23 protein-coding genes are annotated in these 24,858 nt (G+C 73.6%); 9 read left to right on the forward strand and 14 right to left on the reverse strand.

What is annotated here, in order from left to right:
* Positions 1-141: 141 nt before the first annotated feature.
* The 5 genes from T328_RS18830 (at position 142) to T328_RS18850 (ending at position 5,384) form a co-directional block, all read left to right on the forward strand.
* Positions 142-1,161 (forward strand): ABC transporter ATP-binding protein, encoded by a 1,020-nt coding sequence (locus tag T328_RS18830; protein WP_496497238.1) that lies wholly within the window; start codon positions 142-144, stop codon positions 1,159-1,161.
* Positions 1,158-1,994, forward strand: a complete 837-nt coding sequence (locus tag T328_RS18835; RefSeq protein ID WP_496497239.1) for an ABC transporter permease — start codon at positions 1,158-1,160, stop codon at positions 1,992-1,994. Before T328_RS18830 ends, T328_RS18835 begins: the two co-directional genes overlap by 4 nt.
* Positions 1,934-3,460: a sensor histidine kinase gene (locus T328_RS18840; RefSeq protein WP_496497240.1), complete on the forward strand. Its 1,527-nt coding sequence runs from the start codon at positions 1,934-1,936 to the stop codon at positions 3,458-3,460. The genes T328_RS18835 and T328_RS18840 overlap by 61 nt, the downstream gene beginning before the upstream one ends.
* A complete protein-coding gene (locus T328_RS18845; RefSeq protein WP_496497241.1) occupies positions 3,457-4,062 on the forward strand; it encodes a response regulator in 606 nt (201 codons plus the stop codon). The genes T328_RS18840 and T328_RS18845 overlap by 4 nt, the downstream gene beginning before the upstream one ends.
* A 365-nt stretch (positions 4,063-4,427) precedes the next feature.
* Positions 4,428-5,384: an HhH-GPD family protein gene (locus tag T328_RS18850; RefSeq protein ID WP_496497242.1), complete on the forward strand. Its 957-nt coding sequence runs from the start codon at positions 4,428-4,430 to the stop codon at positions 5,382-5,384.
* Between the two features lie 207 nt (positions 5,385-5,591).
* Here the strand turns inward: T328_RS18850 and T328_RS18855 are convergent, their stop codons facing one another.
* Positions 5,592-7,178, reverse strand: coding sequence for an MDR family MFS transporter (locus tag T328_RS18855; RefSeq protein WP_496497243.1), 1,587 nt, complete (start codon positions 7,176-7,178; stop codon positions 5,592-5,594).
* A gap of 103 nt (positions 7,179-7,281) precedes the next feature.
* Between T328_RS18855 and T328_RS18860 the strand changes: the two genes are divergently transcribed.
* Positions 7,282-7,842 (forward strand): TetR/AcrR family transcriptional regulator, encoded by a 561-nt coding sequence (locus tag T328_RS18860; protein WP_496497244.1) that lies wholly within the window; start codon positions 7,282-7,284, stop codon positions 7,840-7,842.
* Positions 7,843-7,935: 93 nt separating this feature from the next.
* Here the strand turns inward: T328_RS18860 and T328_RS18865 are convergent, their stop codons facing one another.
* Positions 7,936-10,464, reverse strand: a complete 2,529-nt coding sequence (locus T328_RS18865; protein WP_496497245.1) for an ATP-dependent Clp protease ATP-binding subunit — start codon at positions 10,462-10,464, stop codon at positions 7,936-7,938.
* A gap of 461 nt (positions 10,465-10,925) precedes the next feature.
* On the opposite strand from T328_RS18865, the gene T328_RS18870 reads away from it, so the two are divergent.
* Positions 10,926-11,720, forward strand: coding sequence for a hypothetical protein (locus T328_RS18870; RefSeq protein ID WP_496497246.1), 795 nt, complete (start codon positions 10,926-10,928; stop codon positions 11,718-11,720).
* Here T328_RS18870 and T328_RS18875 read toward each other — a convergent pair.
* The 10 genes from T328_RS18875 to T328_RS18920 all read right to left on the reverse strand — a co-directional run bounded on the left by T328_RS18875 (position 11,659) and on the right by T328_RS18920 (position 19,923).
* Positions 11,659-11,985 carry a histone-like nucleoid-structuring protein Lsr2 gene (locus tag T328_RS18875; RefSeq protein WP_496497247.1) on the reverse strand — a complete coding sequence of 109 codons (327 nt, stop codon included), beginning with the start codon at positions 11,983-11,985 and terminating at the stop codon, positions 11,659-11,661. The genes T328_RS18870 and T328_RS18875 overlap by 62 nt on opposite strands.
* Before the next feature lie 118 nt (positions 11,986-12,103).
* Positions 12,104-12,622: an amino-acid N-acetyltransferase gene (locus T328_RS18880; protein WP_496497248.1), complete on the reverse strand. Its 519-nt coding sequence runs from the start codon at positions 12,620-12,622 to the stop codon at positions 12,104-12,106.
* Positions 12,623-12,637: 15 nt separating this feature from the next.
* Positions 12,638-13,042: a BlaI/MecI/CopY family transcriptional regulator gene (locus T328_RS18885; RefSeq protein WP_145900450.1), complete on the reverse strand. Its 405-nt coding sequence runs from the start codon at positions 13,040-13,042 to the stop codon at positions 12,638-12,640.
* A 111-nt stretch (positions 13,043-13,153) separates the two neighbouring features.
* The gene (locus T328_RS18890; RefSeq protein ID WP_496497249.1) at positions 13,154-13,324 is read right to left on the reverse strand and encodes a hypothetical protein; all 171 of its coding nucleotides are present in this window, start codon (positions 13,322-13,324) and stop codon (positions 13,154-13,156) included.
* A gap of 144 nt (positions 13,325-13,468) precedes the next feature.
* Entirely contained in the window at positions 13,469-14,296 is an 828-nt protein-coding gene (locus T328_RS18895) for a hypothetical protein (protein ID WP_496497250.1), read from the reverse strand.
* Positions 14,297-14,387: 91 nt separating this feature from the next.
* The gene (locus T328_RS18900) at positions 14,388-15,185 is read right to left on the reverse strand and encodes a type III pantothenate kinase (RefSeq protein ID WP_496497251.1); all 798 of its coding nucleotides are present in this window, start codon (positions 15,183-15,185) and stop codon (positions 14,388-14,390) included.
* Positions 15,186-16,208, reverse strand: a complete 1,023-nt coding sequence (nadC, locus tag T328_RS18905) for a carboxylating nicotinate-nucleotide diphosphorylase (RefSeq protein WP_496497292.1) — start codon at positions 16,206-16,208, stop codon at positions 15,186-15,188. It abuts the gene before it with no gap.
* Between the two features lie 32 nt (positions 16,209-16,240).
* Entirely contained in the window at positions 16,241-17,995 is a 1,755-nt protein-coding gene (locus T328_RS18910) for an L-aspartate oxidase (RefSeq protein ID WP_496497252.1), read from the reverse strand.
* A complete protein-coding gene (gene panC / locus T328_RS18915; protein WP_496497253.1) occupies positions 17,992-19,002 on the reverse strand; it encodes a pantoate--beta-alanine ligase in 1,011 nt (336 codons plus the stop codon). The genes T328_RS18910 and panC overlap by 4 nt, the downstream gene beginning before the upstream one ends.
* A gap of 12 nt (positions 19,003-19,014) precedes the next feature.
* Positions 19,015-19,923 (reverse strand): Rossmann-like and DUF2520 domain-containing protein, encoded by a 909-nt coding sequence (locus tag T328_RS18920; protein ID WP_496497254.1) that lies wholly within the window; start codon positions 19,921-19,923, stop codon positions 19,015-19,017.
* A 284-nt stretch (positions 19,924-20,207) separates the two neighbouring features.
* Between T328_RS18920 and T328_RS18925 the strand changes: the two genes are divergently transcribed.
* Together T328_RS18925 and T328_RS18930 are read left to right on the forward strand one after the other, a co-directional pair.
* Complete coding sequence (locus T328_RS18925) at positions 20,208-21,482, forward strand: threonine aldolase family protein (RefSeq protein WP_496497255.1); 1,275 nt, start codon at positions 20,208-20,210, stop codon at positions 21,480-21,482.
* A 107-nt stretch (positions 21,483-21,589) separates the two neighbouring features.
* Positions 21,590-22,678: a DUF5937 family protein gene (locus T328_RS18930; RefSeq protein WP_496497256.1), complete on the forward strand. Its 1,089-nt coding sequence runs from the start codon at positions 21,590-21,592 to the stop codon at positions 22,676-22,678.
* A gap of 57 nt (positions 22,679-22,735) precedes the next feature.
* Here the strand turns inward: T328_RS18930 and T328_RS18935 are convergent, their stop codons facing one another.
* Both T328_RS18935 and T328_RS18940 read right to left on the reverse strand, forming a co-directional pair.
* Positions 22,736-23,410 (reverse strand): response regulator, encoded by a 675-nt coding sequence (locus T328_RS18935; protein WP_496497257.1) that lies wholly within the window; start codon positions 23,408-23,410, stop codon positions 22,736-22,738.
* Positions 23,411-23,539: 129 nt separating this feature from the next.
* Positions 23,540-24,766 carry a sensor histidine kinase gene (locus tag T328_RS18940; RefSeq protein ID WP_496497258.1) on the reverse strand — a complete coding sequence of 409 codons (1,227 nt, stop codon included), beginning with the start codon at positions 24,764-24,766 and terminating at the stop codon, positions 23,540-23,542.
* Positions 24,767-24,858: the final 92 nt, after the last annotated feature.

Raw genomic sequence — 24,858 nt, forward strand, 5'->3', positions numbered from 1 at the left:
CCGGCTTCGGCCGGGGCTCTTTTGCGTCTCCGCAAACGTGTTCCCGCCAGTCCGCCGCCATGACATCGCGATGACATCTGTCATCGCGTCCGATGACAGCGTGCACTGCACCGGCGCCCGCGACGGCGGAAGTCTGAAGGCATGGTCAGTACAGACGAGAACGTGATCAGCGCCGCGGGACTGCGGCGCGCGTACGGAGACTTCGAGGCGGTGCGCGGCGTCGACTTCGCCGTCCGCAGGGGCGAGTTGTTCGCCCTGCTGGGCACCAACGGCGCGGGCAAGACCTCCACCGTCGAGCTGCTGGAGGGCCTGGCGCCGCCCAGCGGGGGCGAGGTGCGGGTGCTCGGGCGGGATCCGTACCGCGAGCGCGGGCGGGTCCGCCCGTACACCGGCGTGATGCTGCAGGAGGGCGGCATGCCCGCGCAGCTGACGGTCGCCGAGACGGTACGGATGTGGGCGGGCTGCACGGCGCGGCCACGGCCCGCGGCGGAGGCGCTGGAGCTGGTCGGGCTCGCCGACCGCCGGGACGTACGGGTGGCGCACCTGTCCGGCGGCGAGCGGCGGCGGCTCGACCTGGCGCTCGCGCTGCTCGGCCGGCCCGAGGTGCTGTTCCTCGACGAGCCGACGACCGGGCTGGACGCCGAGGGGCGGCGCGCCACGTGGGAGCTGGTGCGCGAACTGCGCGCCGACGGCACGACGGTGCTGCTCACCACGCACTATCTGGAGGAGGCGGAGGAGCTGGCGGACCGGCTGGCGATCATGGCCGGCGGGCGGATCGCCGCGGCCGGCACCGTCGAGGAGATCGTCAGCGCCCACCCCGCGACCGTCTCGTTCCGGCTGCCCCTCGGCTGGCTGCCGGGCGACCTCCCGCCGCTGCCGGCACTGGGCGTGACCGGGCACGAGCTGGCGGGGACGGCCGTGCGGCTGCATACGGACGCGCTGCAACGGACGCTGACGGGGCTGCTGCTCTGGGCCCAGGACAGCGGCGTGGAGCTGACCGGTCTCGACGCCCGGTCAGCGTCGCTGGAGGAGGCGTTCCTGAAGATCGCGGGCGCCGTGAAGGACGACCGCCGGGCGGAGGCCCGGCACGAGGACCGCAGTGCCGGGTCCGCGGCGTACACCGCCGGCGTGGTCCGTACCGACGAGAGGAACACACGATGACCGCCAGCACCGCCGGCACCGCCACCAGCGCCACCCGGCCGCCGCACGTGGACGACCGCGCCGCCGACGTCCCCGGGCCGCTCGCCCGGCTGGCCGCGATCGGCCGCGCCGAGCTGACGCTGATGTGGCGCAGCAAGCTCGTGCTCTTCGGCGCGCTCGTCACGCCGGCGGGCTTCGCGTTCGCGAGCCGGTCGGCCGTCGAGGAGATGGACCTGTCCGACACCGGCCTCACCGCGGCCACCGTCGTGCTGCCGAGCGCCGTCGTCTTCGCGCTGATCTTCGTCGTCTACGCGAACCTCGTCATCGTGTACGTCGCCCGCCGCGAGGAACTCGTCCTCAAGCGGCTGCGCACCGGCCTGCTCGCCGACCGCGAGCTGCTCGCCGGCGCCGCGCTGCCCGCGCTGTGCGTGGCGGCGGCGCAGTGCCTGGTGCTGGCCGTCACCGTGAGCCTGGCGATGGACTCGCCGGCGCCGGAGGCGCCGCATCTGGCGGTGCTGGGGGTGCTGTTGGGCATGGCGATGCTGACGGTGCTGGCGGCGGCGACCGCGGCGGTGACGAAGTCGGCGGAGAGCGCGCAGCTGACGAGCATGCCGCTGCTGCTGGTGTCGATGTTCGGCTCGGGGCTGTTCGTGCCGTTCGAGGTGCTGCCGGACTCGCTCGCGGAGGTGGCGCAGCGGCTGCCGCTGTCGCCGGTGGTGGAGCTGGTGCGCGGCGGGTGGACCGGGGAGCTGGGCGGCGGCGGGGCCGTCGAGGCGCTTGCGGTGGCGGTGGCGTGGACGGCCGCGGGGGCGTGGGCGGTGCGGCGGTGGTTCCGGTGGGAGCCGCGCGGGTGAGCGGGGTGCGGGCGGCCGTGCGGGCACCCTGGGGTGGTGGGCGTACGGTACGGCCGTACGGGGCGTACGAGGCCGGGGCGTACGAGACGCCCGGGGCGTACGAGACGAGCGAGCCGGGCCCGGGCCCGGGGGGAGGGGGCGGCGTGATCCGCTGGCTGCAGCACGCCCGGCGCATGAGCGGGCCCGAGCGGTGGCGGCGCTACACCGTCTCCACCATCTACTTCCTCGCCTTCGTCGAGGCCGTGCTGATGAGCGTGTGGCTGAGCAACACGCGCGAGGACGTGGGCGCGGCGCCCTTCGCCGTCGTGGCCGTGCTGCTCGCCGCGCACCTCACGCTGCAGATCAAACTCTCCCTCACCGCCCCCTACCTCGGCGCCGCCGGCCCCACCCGCCGGCTGCTCGTCATGCACCTCGTCGTCGTCTCCGCGCTGCTGGCCGCCGGCCTCGCGCTGCGCGCGGCGGACCGGCTGGACCCGGAGCAGCTCGGGCCCTTCCTGGTCTGGGTGCTGATGTACGCCGCCGGGCCGGTTGCGCTGGCGCTGCCGCTGCGCCGCGGCGGGACGGTGGTCGGCGCGCTGTGCGCCGCCACGCTGCTCGCCGCGACGATCGTCGGGCCGCGCGGGGAGTGGCTGGCGATCACCGCTGTGACCGCCGCGGTGGGCGCGCCCTTCATAGGGCTCACCTACCGCGCCTCCGCGTGGGGCGTGAAGCTCGTCGACGAGTTGGACGCCGCCCGCGCCGTGCAGGCGCGGCTGGCCGTCGCCGAGGAGCGGCTGCGCTTCGGCCGCGACCTGCACGACGTACTCGGCCGCAACCTCGCCGTCATGGCGCTCAAGAGCGAGCTGGCGGTGCAGCTGGCGCAGCGCGGGCGGCCCGAGGCGGCAGACCAGATGGCCGAGGTGCAGCGCGTCGCGCAGGAGTCGCAGCGCGAGATCCGCGCGGTCGTACGGGGCTACCGCGCCGCCGACCTGCACGCCGAGTTGGCCGGCGCCCGTGCGGTGCTGCGCGCGGCCGGTGTCGACTGCGAGGTGGACGAGGCGGACGAGGCGGACGGGGCGGACGGGGCGGACGTGACGGCTCCGCGGGCCCGGGCGGAGGTGCCCGAGCAGGTGCAGTCGGCACTCGCGTGGGTGGTCCGCGAGGGGACGACGAACGTACTGCGGCACGCGGACGCCCGTACGTGCACGGTGTCGCTCCGGGCCGCGGACGGCCGGGCCGAACTGGTCATGGACAACGACGGCGCCGCCGAGGCCGGGCCCGGCACCCCCACCGACGGCGCCGGACTCACCGGGCTGCGGGAGCGGCTGGCGGCCGTCGGGGGCACGCTGAGCGCACAGCACCGGAGCGGCGGGCGGTTCCGGCTGGCGGCGCGGATCGACCTGGGGACAGGGACCGGCCTGGGGACAGGGACCGGCCTGGGGACGGGGATCGACGTGGAGACGCGGACCGACCTGGAGGCGTCGTGATCCGAGTACTGCTCGCCGACGACGAGCACCTGATCCGGGGCGCGCTGGCGGCGCTGCTGGCCCTGGAGGACGACCTGACGGTCGTCGCCGAGGCGGCGGGCGGCGACGAGGCGCTGGCCATGGCGCGCGCCCACCGGCCGGACGTCGCCGTGCTCGACCTGCAGATGCCGGGGCTCGACGGCGTCGCCGTGGCGGCCTCGCTGCGTACGGCGGCGCCCGGCTGCGCGGCGATGATCGTCACCAGCCACGGCCGCCCGGGCGCGCTGAAGCAGGCGCTGTCCGCGGGGGTGCGGGGCTTCGTACCCAAGACGGTCTCGGCGCAGCGGCTGGCGGAGGTGATCCGCACGGTGCACGGGGGCGGCCGGTACGTGGACCCGGAGCTGGCGGCGGACGCCATCGCCGCCGGGGACTCCCCGCTGACGCCGCGGGAGGCGGAGGTGCTGGAGCTGGCGGCGGACGGGGCGCCGGTGTCGGACATCGCCCGCCGCGCGTCGCTGACGCCGGGGACGGTGCGGAACTACCTGTCGTCGGCGATGACGAAGCTGAACGCGGAGAACCGCCACGCGGCGGCCCGTATGGCCCGCGAACGCGGCTGGCTCTGACCGGGGCGCTGAGTACCCGGGTGACGTCCCGAGGCGCCAGGATGCCTGGCCCACCCGGGCGACCTGGCGCACCGGGGTACCTGGGGCGCCAGGCAGCCGGGGGCGCCGAGCGGCCAAGGCACCGGGCGGCCGGGGCGCCGAGCGGCTGGGCTCGCCGGTCGGCCCCCGGCCCCGTTCCGGTCCCCGTCCGGCCCACGTCCGGCCCGCGGCCATTCGCGGCCATTCGCGGCCCCGGTACCGCGGTCTCGTCGTCCGCTTCCACGCACCGGCGTATCACCCTCTCAGCGTCTCCCGGCGTCAGCGACGCGCAACGCCCCTGGCGCTGCCCGGGCCACCGCCCCTTTCTGTGCCAGGATCGGGGTGCCATGACTGCGACCACAGCAAGTACCGCATCCGCGCCGCCCCCCGCCGGCGCCGCGCCCGCCCACGCGCCCGCGTCCGCGCCCGAGCCCGCGGCGCTGCACGGGCCAGTCCTCCAGTGGTTCCACGAGCACGCCCGCGACCTGCCGTGGCGCCGGCCGGAAGCGGGGCCCTGGGGCGTCATGGTCAGCGAGTTCATGCTGCAGCAGACGCCGGTGAGCCGCGTGCTCCCCGTCTACACGCAGTGGCTGAAGCGCTGGCCCCGCCCCGCCGACCTGGCCGCCGAGGCGCCCGGCGAGGCCGTACGCGCCTGGGGCCGGCTCGGCTACCCGCGCCGCGCCCTCCGGCTGCACGCCGCCGCCACCGCGATAAAGGAGCGGCACAACGGCGACGTGCCCAAGCGGCACGCCCAGCTGCTCGCGCTGCCCGGCATCGGCGAGTACACCGCGGCGGCCGTGGCCTCCTTCGCGTACGGACAGCGGCACGCCGTGCTCGACACCAACGTCCGCCGGGTCTACGCCCGGCTGGTCGGCGGCACCGAGTTCCCGCCCGGCGCGACGACCGCCGTCGAGCGGCGCGTCGCGCGCGAGTTGCTCCCGGACGAGGACGCGGACGCGGCCCGCTGGGGCGCGGCGACGATGGAGCTGGGCGCGCTCGTCTGTACGGCCCGCAAGCCCGACTGCGGCAGCTGCCCGGTGGCGACGCTCTGCGCCTGGCGGCTCGCCGGCCACCCCGCGCACGCCGGCCCGCCGCGCCGCACGCAGACGTACGCCGGCACGGACCGGCAGGTGCGCGGTCGGCTGCTGGCGGTGCTGCGGGACGCGGACGGGCCGGTGCCGCAGCGGCGGCTGGACGCCGTGTGGCACGAGCCGGTGCAGCGCGCGCGGGCGCTGGACAGCCTGGTGTCGGACGGGCTGGTGGAGCCGCTGGCCGACGGGCTGTACCGGCTGCCGCAGGGCTGACGGCGCCGGCCCGGGGCGTGGCCCCCGGACACCCGGACGCCGGGCGGGTGCGCGCCGGCCCGGGCCCTCTCACCCCGGGCCCACCTCGCGAACCGGGCCCACCTCGCGAACGGGTCCGCCTCCGGCCCGTACGCAACGCAGGCGGGCCGCGTGCCCCCCGCCCGCTCCGCGGGAGGCTCGCGGCCCGCCAACTGGACCCCGGTCCGGTCAGACCTTCGCCGGGGCCTCCGCCTCCGCTTTCGCGGAGTCCGGACCGGCGTCCCCGGCCGGTCCGGCGTCCTTCGGGCCGGCCCCGCGCAGCGGGACCTCCTTGACGAACCAGGAGGCGATGAACGCGAGGGCCGCGACCGCCGCTCCCCAGAGGAAGACCTGGTGGGTGCCGTGGGAGACGGCGTTGAGGTACGCCTCCTTGATCTGCGCGGGCAGCTGCTCGATCCGCTCCGGGGTGAGCTGCCCGCCGCTGCCCGCCGCCTTCTCGCCCGCGGGCCCGGCCTCCTCGGCCATGGTGTCGGCGACCCGGCTGCTGAAGATGGCGCCCATCAGCGCGACGCCGAAGGAGCCGCCGATGGTACGGGTCAGGGTGATCGTTGAGCTGCCGGCGCCCATGTCGCGCATCTCCAGGCTGTTCTGCCCGACGAGCATCGACATCTGGATCACGAAGCCGAGGCCGGCGCCCATCACCGCCATGTAGAGCGCGGAGGTCAGGCGGGTGGTGTCGGTGTCCATCGTGGACAGCAGGTACATCCCGGCGGTCAGGGCGGCGCCGCCGATGATGGGGTAGATCTTGTACCGTCCGGTCTTCGTGGTGGCCCGGCCGACGAACAGCGAGACGACCATGACGGGCAGCATCATCGGCAGGAGCAGCAGACCGGAGTTGGTGGCCGAGGCGCCCTGGACGCTCTGCTGGAACAGCGGCAGGAAGGTCACGCTGCCGAACATCACGAAGCCGACGATGAAGCCGATCACGTTCATCAGTGTGAAGTTGCCGTTGCGGAAGATGCGCAGCGGGATGATCGGCTCGGACGCGCGGGTCTCGGCCCAGCCGAAGGCCGCCAGCGCGGCGGCGCCGAGCACCGACAGGCCGATGATCTGCGCGGACGCCCAGTCGTACTCCGTACCGCCCCAGGAGGTCACCAGCACCAGCGCGGTCAGCCCGACGGAGAGCAGGGCCGCGCCCGGGTAGTCCACGCGCGCCTTGGTCCGCTTCTTCGGCAGGTGCAGCACGGTGGAGATGACGAAGAGCGAGACGGCGCCCAGCGGGAGGTTGATGTAGAAGGCCCAGCGCCAGCCGAGGTGGTCGGTGATCGTGCCGCCGACCAGCGGGCCGCCGATGGTGGCGATGCCCATGACGGCGGCCATCATGCCCTGGTACCGGCCGCGCTCGCGGGGCGGCACGAGGTCGCCGATGATCGCCATCACGCCCACGATGAGACCGCCGCCGCCCAGGCCCTGCACCGCGCGGAAGGCGATGAGCTGGCCCATGTCCTGGGCCATGCCGGAGAGCGCGGAGCCGATCAGGAAGAGGACTATGGAGGACAGGAAGATGCCCTTGCGGCCGTAGAGATCGCCGAACTTGCCCCACAGCGGCGTGGAGACGGCGATGGCCAGGGTGTACGCGGTGACCACCCAGGCGAGGTGGTTGAGGCCGCCCAGCTCGCCGACGATTGTGGGCATCGCGGTGCCGACGATCAGGTTGTCGAGCATCGCCAGCATCATCGTGATCATCAGGCCGAGCATGATCACCCTGATGTTGCGCGGCGGCGCTGGAACCGCCTCCTGATCCTTGTCCGCCATCGGCACTCTCCCTACTTACTTGCCGCCCGGCTAGTGAGTACGATGTGAACGTACGCCCGCTACTAGCCGGGCGTCAAGCAAGTAACTGACGGAAGCAGGGATCATGGGTACGACCAGGAGCGACACCCGCCAGCGCATTCAGGACGTGGCGCTGGAACTGTTCGCCGACAAGGGCTACGACAAGACCTCCCTGCGCGAGATCGCCGAACGGCTCGACGTCACGAAGGCCGCGCTGTACTACCACTTCAAGACGAAGGAAGACATCCTCGTCAGCCTGGTCCAGGACCACTTCGGGCGGGTCGACGAGCTGATCGCCTGGGGCCGGAGCCAGCCGGCCACCCTGGAGGCCCGGCTGGAGCTGCTCGCGCGCTACAGCGCGCTGCTCGCCGGCGGCAGCACGCTTTTCCGCTTCATGCAGGAGAACCAGGCCAGCATCCGCGAGCTGAGCCTCGGCGAGAAATTCAAGGCGCGCATGGGCGACATCATCGGGATGCTGCGCGACAAGGACGCCGACCTCAAGGAACAGGCGCGCTGCATCTCAGCGATCTTCACCATGCACGCCGGGATGTTCGCCCTGGACGACGCCAAGGGCGACCCCGAGGAGAAGCGGCTCGCCTGCCTGGAGGTCGCCCAGGAACTGGTGACGGCGGCGTACAAGGGGTGACGGGCAGCCGCCCCCGCACACGCGCGGAGAGCCGCCCCGGACCGTACGTCCGGGGCGGCTCTCCGTCGTGCTTCGGGGCGAAGGGCTGAGCCCTCACGCCTCCTTGTTCAGGTTCGGGCCCGCGCCGCCGGCGGCGGCGTCGACCGGCGGGGCGTCGGGCAGCGCCGACTTCTCCTCGCCGCGGAAGGTGAACGTCGCGTCGTCACCCTCGCCCTCGGTGTCGACCACCACGATGTGGCCCGGACGCAGCTCGCCGAAGAGGATCTTCTCCGAGAGCACGTCCTCGATCTCCCGCTGGATCGCGCGGCGCAGTGGCCGGGCGCCCAGCACCGGGTCGAAGCCCCGCTTGGACAGCAGGTCCTTGGCCTCGGTGGACAGCTCGATGGCCATGTCGCGGTCCTTGAGCCGGTTGTCCAGCTCGGCCAGCCGCAGGTCGACGATCTCGATGATGTCGTCCCGGGTCAGCTGGTGGAAGACCACGACGTCGTCCACACGGTTGAGGAACTCGGGCCGGAAGTGCTGCTTCAGCTCCTCGCTGACCTTGGACTTCATCCGCTCGTAGCCGGACTTGACGTCGCCCCCGGCGGCGAACCCCAGGCCGAAGCCCTTGGAGATGTCCTTCGTGCCGAGGTTGGTCGTCATGATGATGATCGTGTTCTTGAAGTCCACGACCCGGCCCTGGGAGTCGGTCAGCCGGCCGTCCTCCAGGATCTGCAGCAGCGAGTTGAAGATGTCCGGGTGGGCCTTCTCGACCTCGTCGAAGAGGACCACCGAGAACGGCTTCCGGCGCACCTTCTCCGTCAGCTGGCCGCCTTCCTCGTACCCGACGTAGCCGGGCGGGGAGCCGAACAGCCGCGAGACGGTGTGCTTCTCGCTGAACTCCGACATGTCGAGCTGGATGAGCGCGTCCTCGTCGCCGAAGAGGAACTCCGCCAGCGTCTTCGACAGTTCCGTCTTACCGACGCCGGACGGGCCGGCGAAGATGAACGAACCGCCGGGGCGCTTCGGGTCCTTCAGGCCGGCGCGCGTACGGCGGATGGCCTGGGAGAGCGCCTTGATGGCGTCCTCCTGCCCGATGACGCGCTTGTGCAGCTCGTCCTCCATGCGCAGCAGGCGCGAGGACTCCTCCTCGGTCAGCTTGAAGACCGGGATGCCGGTGGCGGTGGCCAGGACCTCGGCGATGAGCTCCTCGTCCACCTCGGCGACGACGTCCATGTCGCCGGCCTTCCACTCCTTCTCCCGCTGCGCCTTCTGCGCCAGGAGCTGCTTCTCCTTGTCGCGCAGCCCGGCGGCCAGCTCGAAGTCCTGCGAGTCGATCGCGGACTCCTTCTCGCGTCGCACGTCGGCGATCTTCTCGTCGAACTCCCGCAGGTCCGGCGGCGCGGTCATCCGGCGGATGCGCATCCGCGAGCCCGCCTCGTCGATCAGGTCGATCGCCTTGTCCGGCAGGAAGCGGTCGGAGATGTACCGGTCGGCGAGCTGGGCCGCGGCGACCAGCGCGGCGTCCGTGATGGACACCCGGTGGTGCGCCTCGTACCGGTCGCGCAGACCCTTGAGGATCTCGATCGTGTGCTGCAGCGACGGCTCCGCGACCTGGATCGGCTGGAAGCGGCGCTCCAGGGCCGCGTCCTTCTCCAGGTGCTTGCGGTACTCGTCGAGCGTCGTGGCGCCGATGGTCTGCAGCTCGCCGCGGGCCAGCATCGGCTTGAGGATGCTCGCCGCGTCGATCGCGCCCTCGGCGGCCCCCGCGCCCACCAGAGTGTGCAGCTCGTCGATGAACAGGATGATGTCGCCGCGGGTGCGGATCTCCTTGAGCACCTTCTTCAGGCGCTCCTCGAAGTCACCGCGGTAGCGGGAGCCCGCGACCAGGGCGCCGAGGTCCAGGGTGTAGAGGTGCTTGTCCTTCAGCGTCTCGGGCACCTCGCCCTTGACGATGGCCTGCGCCAGCCCCTCGACGACGGCGGTCTTGCCGACACCGGGCTCGCCGATGAGCACTGGGTTGTTCTTCGTCCGGCGGGACAGCACCTGCATGACCCGCTCGATCTCCTTCTCGCGCCCGATGACCGGGTCGAGCTTGGACTCGCGGGCCGCCTGTGTGAGGTTCCGGCCGAACTGGTCGAGCACCAGGGACGTCGACGGCGTGCCCTCCGCGGGGCCACCGGCGGTGGCGGTCTCCTTGCCGCCCTGGTAGCCGGAGAGCAGCTGGATCACCTGCTGCCGCACCCGGTTCAGGTCGGCGCCCAGCTTCACGAGGACCTGGGCGGCGACGCCCTCGCCCTCGCGGATGAGGCCGAGCAGAATGTGCTCCGTACCGATGTAGTTGTGCCCGAGCTGAAGGGCCTCGCGGAGCGACAGCTCCAGGACCTTCTTCGCCCGGGGCGTGAAGGGGATGTGGCCGGACGGGGCCTGCTGGCCCTGGCCGATGATCTCCTCCACCTGCTGACGGACCGCCTCGAGCGAGATCCCGAGGCTCTCCAGTGCCTTTGCGGCGACACCCTCACCCTCGTGGATCAGGCCCAGGAGGATGTGCTCGGTGCCGATGTAGTTGTGGTTGAGCATCCGGGCTTCTTCCTGAGCCAGGACGACAACCCGCCGCGCGCGGTCGGTGAACCTCTCGAACATCGTTAATCGCTCCTCAGAGCGGTCAGGCAGATCGGGGACGTTCCCCTCCCTGTCCTTCCGCAGCTTAGTCCCGCAAGCGGGGACCGCTCATTCCAACTGCCGACACCCGGACGCTGACTCCCTCAGTCTCCTGCACCGAACAGCCGACTACTGCTCCAACCCGATGGTGCGAGACGATGTTCCCGCAGGCCAGGCGAATACTCTCAATGCCGCTACGCCCATGGCGAACGCCGCCGCCGAAGACCACCGAAGCCCACTGAAGCCACCGCTCTCACCAGCGCCACTAGCCAAGTCTTACCCGCGCCATGGGCGGTGCCATCAGATTTTCCGGCCTCTTCACTGCGCTGATGGCGAACACGGTGGAACGGATGCGAGAGCTGATGCGGGGAAGAAGTAGCGCGCTATGCGACGGGAACGACACATGTCGTAACCAACGCCGGCCCGACCCCGTTGCTCAGGGTGTGAGCGGCACCGTGATCCCGCGCCAGACCGGCCCGCAGGGGCGGCCCGCCCCTGCGGGCGGCTACGGCTGGAACGGGCCTGCCGCGGAGCGGGCCCCGGAGTCGGCCTCGGAGCCGGACGTGGAGTCGGCCGTGGAGCCGGACGGGGAGTCCGACGGGGAGATGGCCGTGGAGACGGTCGCCGGGGCGTCCCCGCGGGGTGTGCCGCCGCCCGGGGCGCTGCGCTGCGACGTACTGGAGATGCCCGCGGAGGCCGGCTGGGATGTGCTGCGCGGGCGGCCCGCCACCGGGCCCGTGGCGCTGACCGGCGGCCGGATGCGCTTCCTGATCGCCGAGGGCGGCGCGGCGGAGCTGCCGGGGCTGCTGGACTGGCTGGAGTGGGGCGGCATCCCGCTGGACCTGAGTGCGGCGCCGGCGGCGGTACGGAGCTGGCCGCCGACGCTGTGGCTGCGGCCGCCGGGCAGGGCGGCACTGGCGCGGCTCCCCGCGGTGCGGCTGCCCGTGGGGACGGGGGCCGGCCGCGGGGGCGGAGTCGTGGACGGGGATGTCGGAGAAGACGACATGGGTGTGCATGTCGCCGGAGGCGTCGTCCGGAATGCTGTCGAAACGGATGGGGACAGGGGTGGTACGGACGGCGCCGTTGTTCCGGCCCGGAACCGGGTTACGGACCGGCCGGATCTGGTACGGCTGGTGAGCGCGGCGGCGACAGCCTGCCACCGCCTCACCCTGAACGTCAGCCGTTCGCCTTTTCGTATGCCTCGCGGATGTTCGCCGGAACACGGCCACGCTCGCTGACCTCGTAACCCTGCTCCTTCGCCCACGCGCGGATCTTCGCCGTGTCCTGGCTGCCGGACGCACCGCCGCGAGAACGCTTCGTGGCGCGGCCACCGGTCCTGCGGCCACTCTTCACGTACTGCTCCAGAGCGGTGCGGAGCTTTTCCGCGTTGGACGTGGTGAGGTCGATCTCGTAGGACTTGCCGTCGAGAGCGAACGTCACGGTCTCGTCTGCCTCACCGCCATCGAGATCATCGACGAGAAGGACCTGAACCTTCTGAGCCACCGGGCTTCCCTTTCATCAGAACAATGTGTGCTGGCGAAAGCAAACCGCTTTTCAGCGGAAAACTCAAACCCTGCCGGAGAACTTGCCCAACAATATCTTCGCGATTCGGACAAAGCGATCAGAGATGCAGCAGCATCCTGCTGTTGCCGAGGGTGTTGGGCTTCACCCGCTCCAGGCCCAGGAACTCGGCAACGCCCTCGTCATACGAGCGCAGCAGCTCGCTGTAGACGTCCTGGTCCACCGGAGTCTCACCGATCTCGACGAAGCCGTGCTTCGCGAAGAAGTCCACTTCGAACGTGAGGCAGAAAATTCGGCTGACACCGAGCCAGCGGGCGGTGTGCAGCAACTTGCCAAGGAGTTGGTGGCCGACGCCGGTGCCCTTGCGGGCCGGATCCACCGCGAGCGTGCGTACCTCCGCGAGGTCCTCCCACATCACGTGCAGCGCCCCGCAGCCGACCACGGCGGCGTCCGCGTCCCGCTCCGCCACCCAGAACTCCTGGATGTCCTCGTAAAGCGTCACGGTGGCTTTGTCGAGAAGGATGTCGCGGTGCACGTAGGGGTCGAGCAGCCGCCGGATGGCCGGGACATCCGTGGTGCGGGCGCGCCGGATGGTGACCCCGTAAGAATCGCTGGACATGCCGGGACGCTATCGTCACGCGCTTGCTTCGCCGTCACCGGCTTCGGTGTCACCGGGTGAGTCCAGCGACACGACGCGTAGCGCATCGCGCAGGGCGTCGAGCTGGGCCGGTGACATCATGCCGAAGAAGGCGACAAGCGCGGCCGCGGGATTGTCGCTGGCGGCCCACGCCTCGTTCATGAGTGCGGCCGAGTAGGCGGCCCGGGTGGACACCGCTTCATATCGATAGGCGCGGCCTTCGGGAGCGCGCCGCAGCCAGCCCTTCTGGTGGAGGTTGTCCATTACGGTCATGACGGTGGTGTACGCGAGAGAGCGTTCCTGCTGGAGGTCTTCCAGCACTTCCCGGACGGTGACCGGGCGGTTCCACTCCCACACCCGGGTCATGACGGTGTCTTCGAGCTCTCCCAATGGCCGGACCACGCCAGCACAATACCCGTAGGGGGGTGAACAATGGGACGTTTGGGACGGAGAAGGGATCGGTGGGCGTGGCGATTCGGGCGGCGGGACCCGCCCGTTACCGGGTGCGCGGGCTTACTCGGCCGACTTCTGCTTCGACCCCTCGGCCTGCGCGAATGCGGCGTCGACGGCGGCGTCTTCCTTGGCCTTGTTGGGACCGCCCTGGTTCTTGACGATCGTCACGATCATCACGGTGAAGGCGACGGCCATGACGGTCGACGGCAGCAGCGCGGAGACGTAATCCATGAGAGTCATCCATCGTTTGCGGGCTACTGGGCGCGGGCGCCGCGGAGGTGCCGCGGCCTCCAGCGTAGCCCGCCACCTCCCGAGCCGCGGCGGTGGGGCGGCGGGAGGTGCGGATGTGCGACGGGGGCGGTATGGCGCCCGGGGTCAGGCCGTGCGGGCTGTGGGGGGACGTAGCAGCTGCTCGGCGGGCGGGGCCGGGCGGCGGCGGCGCGGCGGGAAGACCTCCGCTGGCGTGGGCACCGGCCGGTTCGGGGACGCGGGCCGGCGGTCCGGGGGCTCCTCGCGGGGCGGTCGCTGCTGCGGCTGCCCGCCGGGCTTGCGGGGCTGCCGGCCCGGGGCGGGCTGGGTCTCCTCGGATCCCCGTACCACCCGCGTACCGCGCGCCTCCCTGCCGCCGGGCAGCGCCCGCAGCGCGGGCCGCGGCAGCAGCGCCGACGGCACCGAGGGCACGGACGGCACCGAGGGCGCCGACGGGGCCGGGCGGCGGCGCGGCGGCACCTGGCCCGCCGTCAGCGCCTCGCAGCGCCGCAGCAGCCGCCGGCGGCGCTCCGCCACCGTCGAGTCCGCCGAGTCGGCGCACAGGGCGCGCAGTGCGGCGATGTCCGCCTGCCGCGGCACGTAGCCGGCGGCCAACGCCTCGTGCAGCAGCGCCGCGTACCCGGACGCGCTCCCGGGCAGCGCGGCGCGGTAGTGCGCGAGGTCGGCGTTACGGAACAGGCGCATCCGGTCCGCCTCGGCCGCCGTCTCGTCCAACGCCGCGGCCAGCTCCGTGCAGTCCCGTACGACGGCACCGCGCCGGACCGCCGGCGCGACGGCCGGGTCCGTTCCGTCACCCCTGGCGGATCCGTCACCCCTGGCGGGCCTGGGCAGGCCCCAACTCGACTCGATGGCAATGGCCAGCGCGTCGCGCACGACGCGCAGCTCGTCGGCGCTGAGCGCCACACCGCCTCGGGAACCGTATGGCGTAGGCATAATCCGACTTTAGGCCCTGAACGGGGCTCAGGCCGCGAAGGCGCGCGGAACGGGCTGTCGGCGCGGGGGGCGGGTCGCCGCCGCGTACCCGTCAGGTGGTCGAGACGTTCCGCTCGTAGACCAGGCGGAGGCCGATCAGCGTCAGCCACGGCTCGTGCTCGTCGATCACCGAGGAGTCGGCCAGCATCATCGGCGCCAGCCCGCCCGTCGCGATGACGGTGACCTCGTCCGGGTCGTCAGCCAGCTCCCCCGCCATGCGGTTCACCACGCCGTCGACCTGCCCCGCGAACCCGTAGAGGATGCCGGACTGCATGGCCTCGACCGTGTTCTTGCCGATCACCGCGCGCGGCCGGGCCAGTTCGATCTTGCGCAGCTGCGCGCCGCGCACCCCCAGCGCCTCCGTGGAGATCTCGATGCCCGGCGCGATGACCCCGCCGACGTACTCGCCGCGCTCGCTGACCGCGTCGAACGTCGTCGCCGTGCCGAAGTCGACGACGATGGCCGGGCCGCCGTACAGCTCGGCCGCCGCCAGGGCGTTGATGATCCGGTCGGCGCCGACCTCTTTAGGATTGTCCATCAGCACCGGCACGCCGGTCTTCACGCCGGGCTCGACGAGCACGGAGGGGACGTCGCCGTAGTAGCGGCGGGTGACCTCGCGCAGCTCCTGCAGCACGGAGGGGACGGTGGAGCAGATGGCGATGCCGTGGATGCCGTCGCCCAGCTCCTCGCCGAGCAGCGGGTGCATGCCCATCAGGCCCTGCAGCAGCACCGCTAGCTCGTCCGCGGTGCGGCGCGCGTCGGTGGAGATGCGCCAGTGTTCGACGATCTCCTCGCCGTCGAAGAGGCCGAGGACGGTGTGGGTGTTCCCGACGTCGATGGTGAGGAGCATCTAGCCGTCGCCCTCCTCACGGAGGTCGAGGCCGATGTCGAGGATGGGGGTGGAGTGGGTGAGCGCTCCTACCGCCAGGTAGTCGACGCCCGTTTCGGCATACACGCGCGCGTTGTCGAGCGTCAGCCGCCCGGACGATTCCAGCCGGGCGCGGCCGGCGACGAGCGCCACGGCCTCCTCGGTCTCGACGGGCGTGAAGTTGTCCAGCAGGATCAGGTCGGCGCCCGCGTCGACGGCCTCGCGCACCTGGTGCAGGGTGTCCGCCTCCACCTCCACGTCCAGGTCCGGGAACTCGGCCCGTACGAGCCGGAACGCCGCGGCCAGACCGCCCGCCGCGACCACGTGGTTGTCCTTGACCAGCGCCGCGTCCGAGAGCGACATGCGGTGGTTGACGCCGCCGCCGCAGCGCACCGCGTACTTCTCCAGCGCGCGCAGGCCGGGCGTCGTCTTGCGGGTGTCGCGGACCTGCGCGGCGGTGCCGTCGAGGGCGTCGGCCCAGGCGCGGGTGGCGGTGGCGATGCCGGAGAGGCGGCAGAGGAGGTTGAGCGCGCTGCGCTCGGCGGTGAGCAGGTCGCGGGTGCGGGTACGGACCGTCAGCAGCGGCTGTCCGGCCGCGATCCGGTCGCCGTCCTCGGCGTGCCGCTCGACCTCCATGTCGTCGGTGCAGACGACGGACAGCACGGCCTCGGCGACGCGCAGACCGGCGACGACGCCGGCTTCGCGGGCGGTGAAGTCGCCGGTGGCGACGGCTTCTTCGGGGACGGTGGCGACGGTCGTCACGTCGACGCCGTGGTCGAGGTCCTCCTCGACGGCGAGGTGGGCGACGTCCTCGACGTAGACGGGGTCGAGGCCCGCGTCGGCGAGGAGCTGCGCGAGGCCGGGGTCGAGGCCGCACTCCAGGGGGTCGTACGCCCCTTCGGCACCGTCCGCTGCCCCGCAGCCGCAGGCGTCGCCGCAGCCGCCGTCCGCGTCGGCGTCGGCGCCTGCGTCCGGGCCGCCGAGGGGCAGGAGGGTCAGCTCCACGGGCTGGGGTCGGTGGGGCTCTGGGGTGCTGCTCACGGGGTCTCCCGGTGGAAGGCGGTGCCGGCCGTGGTCCGGACGGCGAGTGCGGGGTCTGCGGGTTCGGGGTGTGCGGGGCCGGGGTGTGCGGGGCCGGGGTCTGCGGGGCCGGGGGGTACGGGGCCGGGGTCTGCGGGGCCGGGGGTGAGGGTGACGAGGAAGTGGCGGGCCCAGCGGGCGTCGTCCCGGTCGGCGTGGTCCTCGCGCCAGTGCGAACCGCGGGTCTCGGCGCGGCGCCGGGCGCACTCGACGAGGACCTGCGCGACGAGCAGGAGGTTGGTCGCCTCCCAGGTCTCCACGCACGGCGCCGCCGCGGCGGGCCGCGCGGTGTCACGTACCGCGCGCAGCTCCGCGGCGGCCTCCGCGAGGCTGGCGGCGGAGCGCAGGACGCCGGCGCCGGCGGTCATCACGCGCTGGATCTCCGAGCGGGCGTCCGGCGGGAGGAGGGGGATCTCCCGGGGCGGGCCGCCCTCTCCCGGTGCCGGAGCCGGGCCCTGCGGTACGGGCGCGCGCGCGACGTCCGCCGCGATGCGCTCGGCGAAGACCAGGCCCTCCAGCAGGGAGTTGGACGCCAGCCGGTTCGCTCCGTGCACCCCCGTGCAGGCCACCTCCCCGCAGGCGTACAGCCCCGGGACGCTCGTCCGCCCGCGCAGGTCCGTGACGACACCGCCGGAGGCGTAGTGGGCCGCCGGGGCGACCGGGACGAGGTCGTGGACCGGGTCGAAGCCGTGCGCGCGGCAGGCCGCGAAGATCGTGGGGAAGCGCTGCTTCCACATCTCCGCGCCGAAGTGCCGCCCGTCGAGGTACATGTGGTCGGCGCCGTTCTCGTGCATGCGCCGCATGATGCCCTTCGCCACGATGTCGCGCGGCGCCAGCTCCGCCAGCTCGTGCCGGCCCACCATGAACCGCACGCCGTCCGCGTCGACGAGGTGGGCGCCCTCGCCCCGTACCGCCTCGGAGACCAGCGGCTGCTGGCCCTGCGCGTCCGCGCCCAGGAACATCACCGTCGGGTGGAACTGCACGAACTCCAGGTCGGACACCTCCGCCCCGGCGCGCAGCGCGAGCGCGACGCCGTCGCCGGTGGAGACCGCCGGGTTGGTGGTCGCGGAGAAGACCTGGCCCATGCCGCCGGTGGCGAGCACCACCGCGGGGGCGTGCACGGCGCCCACGCCGTCGCGCGCGCCCTCGCCCATGACGTGCAACGTAACGCCGGCGGCGCGCCCTTCCGCGTCCTTGATCAGGTCGAGTACGAGCGCGTGCTCGACGGTCTCGATGCCCGCCTCGCGCACCGCCTCGACCAGCGCGCGGGAGACCTCCGCGCCGGTCGCGTCACCGCCCGCGTGCGCGATGCGGCGGCGGTGGTGGCCGCCCTCGCGGGTCAGCTCGATGGCGCCGGTGGCGGGGTCGGTGTCGAAGGCGGCGCCGGTGGCGATGAGGCGGCGTACGGCGGCGGGGCCCTCGGTGACGAGGGTGCGCACGGCGTCCTCGTCGCACAGCCCGGCGCCGGCGACGAGGGTGTCGGCGAGGTGCTGCTCGGGGGTGTCGCCGTCGCCGAGGGCGGCGGCGATGCCGCCCTGGGCCCAGCGGGTGGAGCCGTCGTCGAGGTTGGCCTTGGTGACGACGGCGACCCGGCGGCCCGCCTCGGCGCAGCGCAGCGCGGCGGTGAGGCCGGCGACGCCGGAGCCGACCACGACGACGTCGGTGTCCAGCACCCAGCCGGGCGCGGGGGCGCCGAGCCGTATCGCGGTCACGGGGTTCTCCCGAAGGTGAGGCGGATGTTGTCGATGAGGCGGGTGGCGCCGACCCTGGCGGCGACGGCGAGGACGGCTTCGCCGCGGTACGGGGCGGGGGGCGCGGTGCCGTCGTCCTTCGCGGTCGCGTCGGCGGCCGTGCCGGATTCTTCTCCTACTACTACTGCTGCTGCCGACGCTGCTCCGTCCGCCGTCACCGGCGTGAAGTCCGCCGGGTCCACCAGCGCCACGTAGTCCAGCTCCAGCGGCGGCGTCAGCCCGCCCGCGTCGTGCAGCACCGTCTCCGCCGCCGCCAGTGCCGCCCGCGGGCCGCCGGACGCGGCGCCCGCCCGGTCGCGCGCCGCGTACAGCGCGCGGGACAGCGCGAGCGCCGTGCCGCGCTCGGGCGCGGAGAGGTACACGTTGCGGCTGGACAGCGCGAGCCCGTCCGGTTCGCGTACGGTCGGCACGCCGACGATCCGTACCGGGAAGTCGAGATCCCGCACCATCCGTGTGATCAGCGCGAGTTGCTGCGCGTCCTTCTGCCCGTACAGCGCCACGTCCGGCCGGGTCAGGTGCAGCAGCTTCGCGACGACGGTCAGCACGCCGTCGAAGTGCCCGGGCCGGAACGTGCCCTCCAGCCGCTCCCCCATCGGCCCGGCGCTGATGCGTATCTGCGGCTCGCCGTCCGGGTAGACCTCGTCGGCGGCCGGCGCGAAGACGACGTCCGCGCCCGCCTTGCCCGCGAGCAGGACGTCGGCCTCCAGGGTGCGGGGGTAGCGGTCCAGGTCCTCGCCGGGGCCGAACTGCAGCGGGTTGACGAAGACGGTGACCACGACCTGCCCGCGCGGGCCCACTTCGGCGCGGGCGGCGCGGACGAGCGCGGCGTGGCCCTCGTGGAGCGCGCCCAACGTCATCACCACGGCGCGCGCCGGGCGTTCAGGTGCTCCGCCGGGCTCCCCCGGTGGCTCCTGCGCCCCCGGCGGCTCCGGCAGACGCGCGGCTTCGTGTACGAGCAGTGCGGTCATCGTCGCCGTCCCTCAGCGTCCTCCGTCGGCGAGGACCCCGAGCAGGTCCTCGGCAAGCTCCGGCTTGAGCAGCCCGCCCGCGAGCGCGCGATCCGCCGTCGCCCGGGCCATCGCGACGTACGCGGGCACGGCCTGCGGCGCGTGCACGCGCAGCTCCTCGATGTGCGCCGCCACGGTGCCCGCGTCGCCGCGCGCGACCGGGCCGGTGAGGGCCGCGTCGCCGCTGCGCAGCGCGTTGTCGAGGGCGGCGCCGAGCAGCGGGCCCAGCATCCGGTCGGGGGCGCCGACGCCGGCCTTGGCCAGCAGCTCCATCGACTGCGCGACGAGCGTGACCAGGTGGTTGGCGCCGATGGCCAGCGCCGCGTGGTAGAGCGGCCGGGCCGACTCCTCCACCCACTCCGGTTCGCCGCCCATCTCCACGACCAGCGCCTCCGCCGCCGTACGCAGCTCGCCCGGCGCGGTGACGCCGAAGGAGCAGCCGGCGAGCCGCTGGACGTCGACGGCGGTTCCGGTGAAGGTCATCGCGGGGTGCAGCGCGAGCGGCAGCCCGCCGACGCGGGTGGCGGCCTCCAGCACCCCGGCCCCGTACCGGCCGGAGGTGTGCACGAGCAGCTGCCCGGGGCGTACGGCGCCGGTGCCGGCGAGGCCCTCGACGAGGCCGGGCAGCACGTCGTCGGGCACGGTGAGCAGCACGAGGTCGGCGCGGGCCAGCACCTCGGCGGGCTCGGTGACGGGCACGTCGGGCAGCAGCTCGTCGGCCCGCCGGCGAGCGCCGTCGGAGACGGCGTGCACGGCGACGGGGCGGTGGCCCGCGAGCGCGAGCGCGGCGGCGAGCGGCGGGCCGACCCTGCCTGCGCCGACCACGCCGACGGCGAGCCGGGCGGGCTTTTCCCGCGGCTCGGGGGTGGGGCTGGGGTTCACGTCGCCTTCCGTTCCAGTCCGCTTCGGGTACCGGACGTACGGGTTCATGGTACTTGCGGCGGCGCCGTGCGCCGGTGTGTGTCTGAGCACGCTGTACGGCCCGAGGGGGGCGCCAAGAGCGCGATACGCGCGTGCGCGCGCGTGCTGCCCGTCGGGCCGCTTGCGGGCGTGCGTGCCGGCGTGCGTGCCGGAGGGCGGTCGGCCGCCGGGAGCCGGTCGCCGGTCGCCGGGAGTGGGCGTAAATCCGCTGTGCCGTGAGGGGCGGGGCGGGCATGATCGGGCCCATGACGGACGCGGACGACCTCATGACCCGTAGACGCGCGACGTGGGCGGCGGCCGAGCGCACCCTCTCGGCCTCCCTCCCCACCATCTCCGCGCGGCTGTCCCGCCTCGCCACCGCCCGCCCCGGCGGCGTAGACCTCGACCAGCAGGTCGACGTCTACGGAGGCGGGATCATCGGCGTGCTGGAGCAGCGCACCGCCGAGCTACTCGGCTGCGAGGACGCGGCGTTCTTCCCCACCGGCACCATGGCGCAGCAGGTCGCGCTGCGCTGCTGGGCGGAGCGCACCGGCAGCCGCGTCGTCGCCTCGCACCCGCTTGCCCATCTGGAGGTGCACGAGCGCGCGGCGTACGCGGTCGTCACCGGGCTGCGCGCCGTCCATCCCACGCGCGAGCCGCGAATAGCCACGGCGGCGGAGGTGCGGGCTCTGGGCGAGCCCTTCGGCACGCTGATGCTGGAGCTGCCGATGCGCGAGCCGGGGTTCGTGCTGCCGGAGTGGGAGGAGCTGGCGGAGGTCGTCGCGGCGGCGCGGGAGCGGGAGGCGGTCGTCCACGTCGACGGCGCCCGGCTCTGGGAGTGCACGACGCACTTCGGGCGCGGGCTGGCGGAGATCGCGGGGCTGGCGGACAGCGTGTACGTCTCGTTTTACAAGTCGCTGGGCGGGCTGTCCGGCGCGGCGCTGGCGGGGCCGGCGGGGTTCGTGGCGGAGGCGCGGGCGTGGCGGCACCGGTACGGCGGCCAGCTGTTCCAGCAGTGGCCGGCGGCGCTGGCCGCGCTGGAGGGGCTGCAGCGGGAGCTGCCGCGGCTGCCGTCGTACGTGGCGCAGGCGCGGGTGGTCGCGGCGGCGCTGCGGGAGGGGCTCGCGGGGGCGGGGGTCCCGTTCTTCCGGGTGCATCCGGAGGTGCCGCACACGCACCAGTTCCAGGTGTGGCTGCCGTACGGGGCGGAGGCGCTGATGGACGCAGGGACGGCGCTGGCGGAGGAGACGGGGACGTGTCTGTTCCGGGTGTGGGCGGAGCCGGGTGACCCGCCGGGGCTGTCGGTGACCGAGGTCACGGTGACGGAGCCGGGGCTGGCGTGGACGGCTGCGGACGTGGCGGCGGAGGCGGCGGCGCTGGTGGAGCGCGTGGAGCGGGCAGGGGCGGCGGCTGGGCCCGGTGCTGGGGCCGGGGCTGAGCCGGCGGGAGCGGGAGCCGCTGACCCGGGTGCTGCCGACTCGGAAGCCGCGGGCCCGGAAGATGCCGGCCCGGGAGCCGTCGGCCCGGCGCTGTCCAACTGACCGCAGATGGATGTGAGCCCGCCGATTCGGGCTTTGTCCAACTGCACAGCCGCGGATGCGGGGTCGCAGACCCCCGCGGCGTCAGTGCCGTACCCGAACATGGATCCATGAGCGTCACCCTCGACATCACCGGCCTGGCCGCCGAGCGCATCCGGTTCGTGCCCTCCCCGCTCGCCGAGCTGGGCGCCGCGCTGCACGCGCTCGCCGCACCCGCGCACCACCCGGGCGCGACGGGCTGGACGACCGCGACCGCCGCCGCGCTCGACCCCGGGCTCGCGGACCGGCTGAGCGAGGCCGGGTTCCTGTGGAGCGCCGGGCGGGCCGACATCCTGCTGCCCGCCGCGCCCGGCGCGACCCTCGCCGAGGAGCTGGACGCGCTCGACGGGATACCGGACGACGCCTTCGTCACCGCCGCGTTCGAGATCGTGTGCAACCCGGCGTACCAGCACGTCGACCCCTCCCCGCTCACCGACCCGGGCGCCCGCCGCATGGCCGTCGAGCGCGCCGCCGCCCGCGGCCCGCGGCAGGCGGCGTTCGTGGAGCGGATGCTCGCGGACCCCGACGGGCTGCGGGTCTGGCTGCGCCGGCTGTTCGAGGACTGCGCGCGGGCCTTCTTCGACGAGACGTGGGAGCGGGTCCGCCACCCCCTGGCCGCCGACGCCCGGCACAAGACGGACCTCCTGCGCCGCAAGGGCCTGGAGGCGGCGCTGGCGGACGTGTCGGGGGCACTGCGGCTGGACGAGGGCGAGGACGGCTCGGTGCGGATCATCGCCGACAAGCTCACCAACGGCGGCGCCGCCGCGCGGGAGGGCGTGACGTTCCTGCCGACGGCGTTCGGCTGGCCGCACATGCTCGTGGTGTACGCGCCGGGCTGGCGGCCGGTCATCCAGTACCCCATACCGTCGCCGGACCTGCCCCGGACCCCGGCGCTGGAGACGCTGCAGCTCCGGCTGGAGGCGCTGGCCCATCCGGTGCGGCTGCGGCTGTGCCGCACGATCTCGCGGACGCCGACGACGACGGGCGAGCTGGCCGCCGTGCACCAGCTGACGGCGCCGGAGGTGTCGCGGCACCTGGCGGTGCTGAAGAAGGCGGGGCTGGTCGTCACCCGGCGCCGCGGGCGGTACGTGCAGTACGAGCTGTCGCTGCCCGAGGTCGCCCGGCTGGGCGGGTCGCTGCTGGAGGGCCTGCTGCGCTGAGAGGGCCGTACTGAGAGAGCCGCGCTGAGACGGCCGCGCTGAGGGGGACGGGCGCCGTCAGCTCCCGGCCCGTACCAGACCCGTCTCGTATGCCAGGACCACCGCCTGCACCCTGTCCCGCAGCTCCAACTTCGTGAGGATCCGCCCCACATGCGTCTTGACCGTCGCCTCCGACAGCACCAGCCGCGCCGCGATCTCCCCGTTCGACAACCCCTGCGCGATCAGCAGGAGCACCTCGCGCTCCCGGTCCGTCAGCCGCTTCAGCTCCGGGTGCGCCCGCTCGCCCGCGGGCGCGGGCATCACGGCGGTGAACCGGTCGATCAGCCGCCGCGTCGTGCTCGGTGCGACGACCGCGTCGCCGCTGTGCACGGCCCGGATGGCGCTCAGCAGGTCGCCCGGCGGTACGTCCTTGAGCATGAAGCCCGACGCCCCGGCCTGCAGCGCGGAAAAGGCGTACTCGTCGAGGTCGAAGGTGGTCAGGATCAGCACCTTCGGCGGCGCCTCCGCCGGCTTGTCCGCGCAGATGCGCCGCGTGGCCTCGACGCCGTCGAGGCGCGGCATGCGCACGTCCATCAGGACGACGTCCACCTTCGTGACGCCGAGGAGCTGCAGCGCCTCGTCGCCGTCCCCGGCCTCCGCGACGACGTCCATGTCGGGCTGGGCCGCCAGCACCATCCGGAAGCCGGTGCGCAGCAGCGCCTGGTCGTCCACGAGCATGACCCGGATCGTCACGTGAGTCCCTTCTCTTTCAGCAGGGCCGCCTGTGCCGCCCTGGTTTCCCGCCTCGTCCCGCGTCCGACCGTAAGCCGTCCGTCAGGACGCCGGCCAAGCCGTCCGCCAAGCCGTCCGCCGAGCCGCCCCTCAGGCGGCCGTCTTCAGCGGCAGCACCGCCCGTACCCGGAAGCCGCCGCCGGGCCGCGGCCCCGCGTCCAGCTCGCCGCCGGTCATCCCCACGCGCTCGCGCATGCCGATCAGCCCGTGGCCCTGGCCGTCGGCGCCGCCCTCCTCGTACAGCTCGGGCAGCGACCCGCGGCCGTCGTCCTCGACGAGCACCTGCAGCTCACCGTCCCCGTACGTCAGCCGCACCGCGGCGCCCGCCTCCGGCCCGCCGTGCTTGCGGGTGTTGGTCAGCGCCTCCTGCACGATGCGGTACGCCGCAAGCTCGATGCTGCTCGGCAGCTCCCGCGGCGATCCGGCCACCTCGAACGAGACGGTGAGCCCCGCCCCGCGCACCTGCTCGACCAGCTCCGCCAGCTGCTCCACGCCGGGCTGCGGCACGTACTCGCCGCCCGCGCCGTGGTCGCCGGTGCGCAGCACGCCCAGCAGCCGGCGCATCTCCGCCAGCGCCTGCCGGCCGGTGCCGGAGATGGTGGTGAGCGCCTCCTTGGCCTGCTGCGGCGCGCTGTCGAGCACGTATGCGGCGCCGTCGGCCTGCACGACCATGACGGACACGTTGTGCGCCACGACGTCGTGCAGCTCGCGGGCTATCCGCGCGCGCTCCGCCGCGACCGCGATCCGCGACTGCGTCTCACGCTCCCGCTCCAGGCGGGCGGCACGTTCCTCCAGCTGCGCGTAGTAGGCGCGGCGGGTGCGCAGCGAGTCGCCGAGCACCCAGGCGAGCAGGAACGGGACGGTCAGAAAGGCGAGGCCGACGGCCTGCTCCAGGACGGTCCCGCTGGAGTCCGGCCAGCGCAGCTGGTTGATCGCGGGCGCGATGGCGGCGCCGGTGAGCGCCAGCCGCGACGCCCAGGGCACGTCGCCGGCGGCGACGGTGAAGATGACGACGAGCATGGCGAAGTTCGCCGGGCCCGGCGACGAGTCCAGCACGACCTGCGCGACGCCGAGCGCGCCGGCGACGAGCAGCATGCGCTCGGGGTAGCGGCGGCGCAGCCCGACGACGACGGCATAGCCGATGCCGATGACCAGCGCGACCGTCTTCGCGACGTCGGTGACGGGGGCGTGCGGGTTGTCGTCGATGGTCGTGTCCACGGTGACCAGCCAGGCGCCGGTCAGCAAGACGAGGCAGACAGCCCAGAAGCTGTCGACCAGCGTCGGATGCCGGCGGAGGAAGTCGTAGACACGTTGCACGTCACCCAGCGTAGGCAAACGCGCGTAAGCGGGAGTCAGTCCGCGGGGCGATCCCTGGCCGATGCATCTACTCCGCAGGGTGGAGGATGCGC

Source organism: Streptomyces sp. CNX435 (assembly GCF_059570575.1).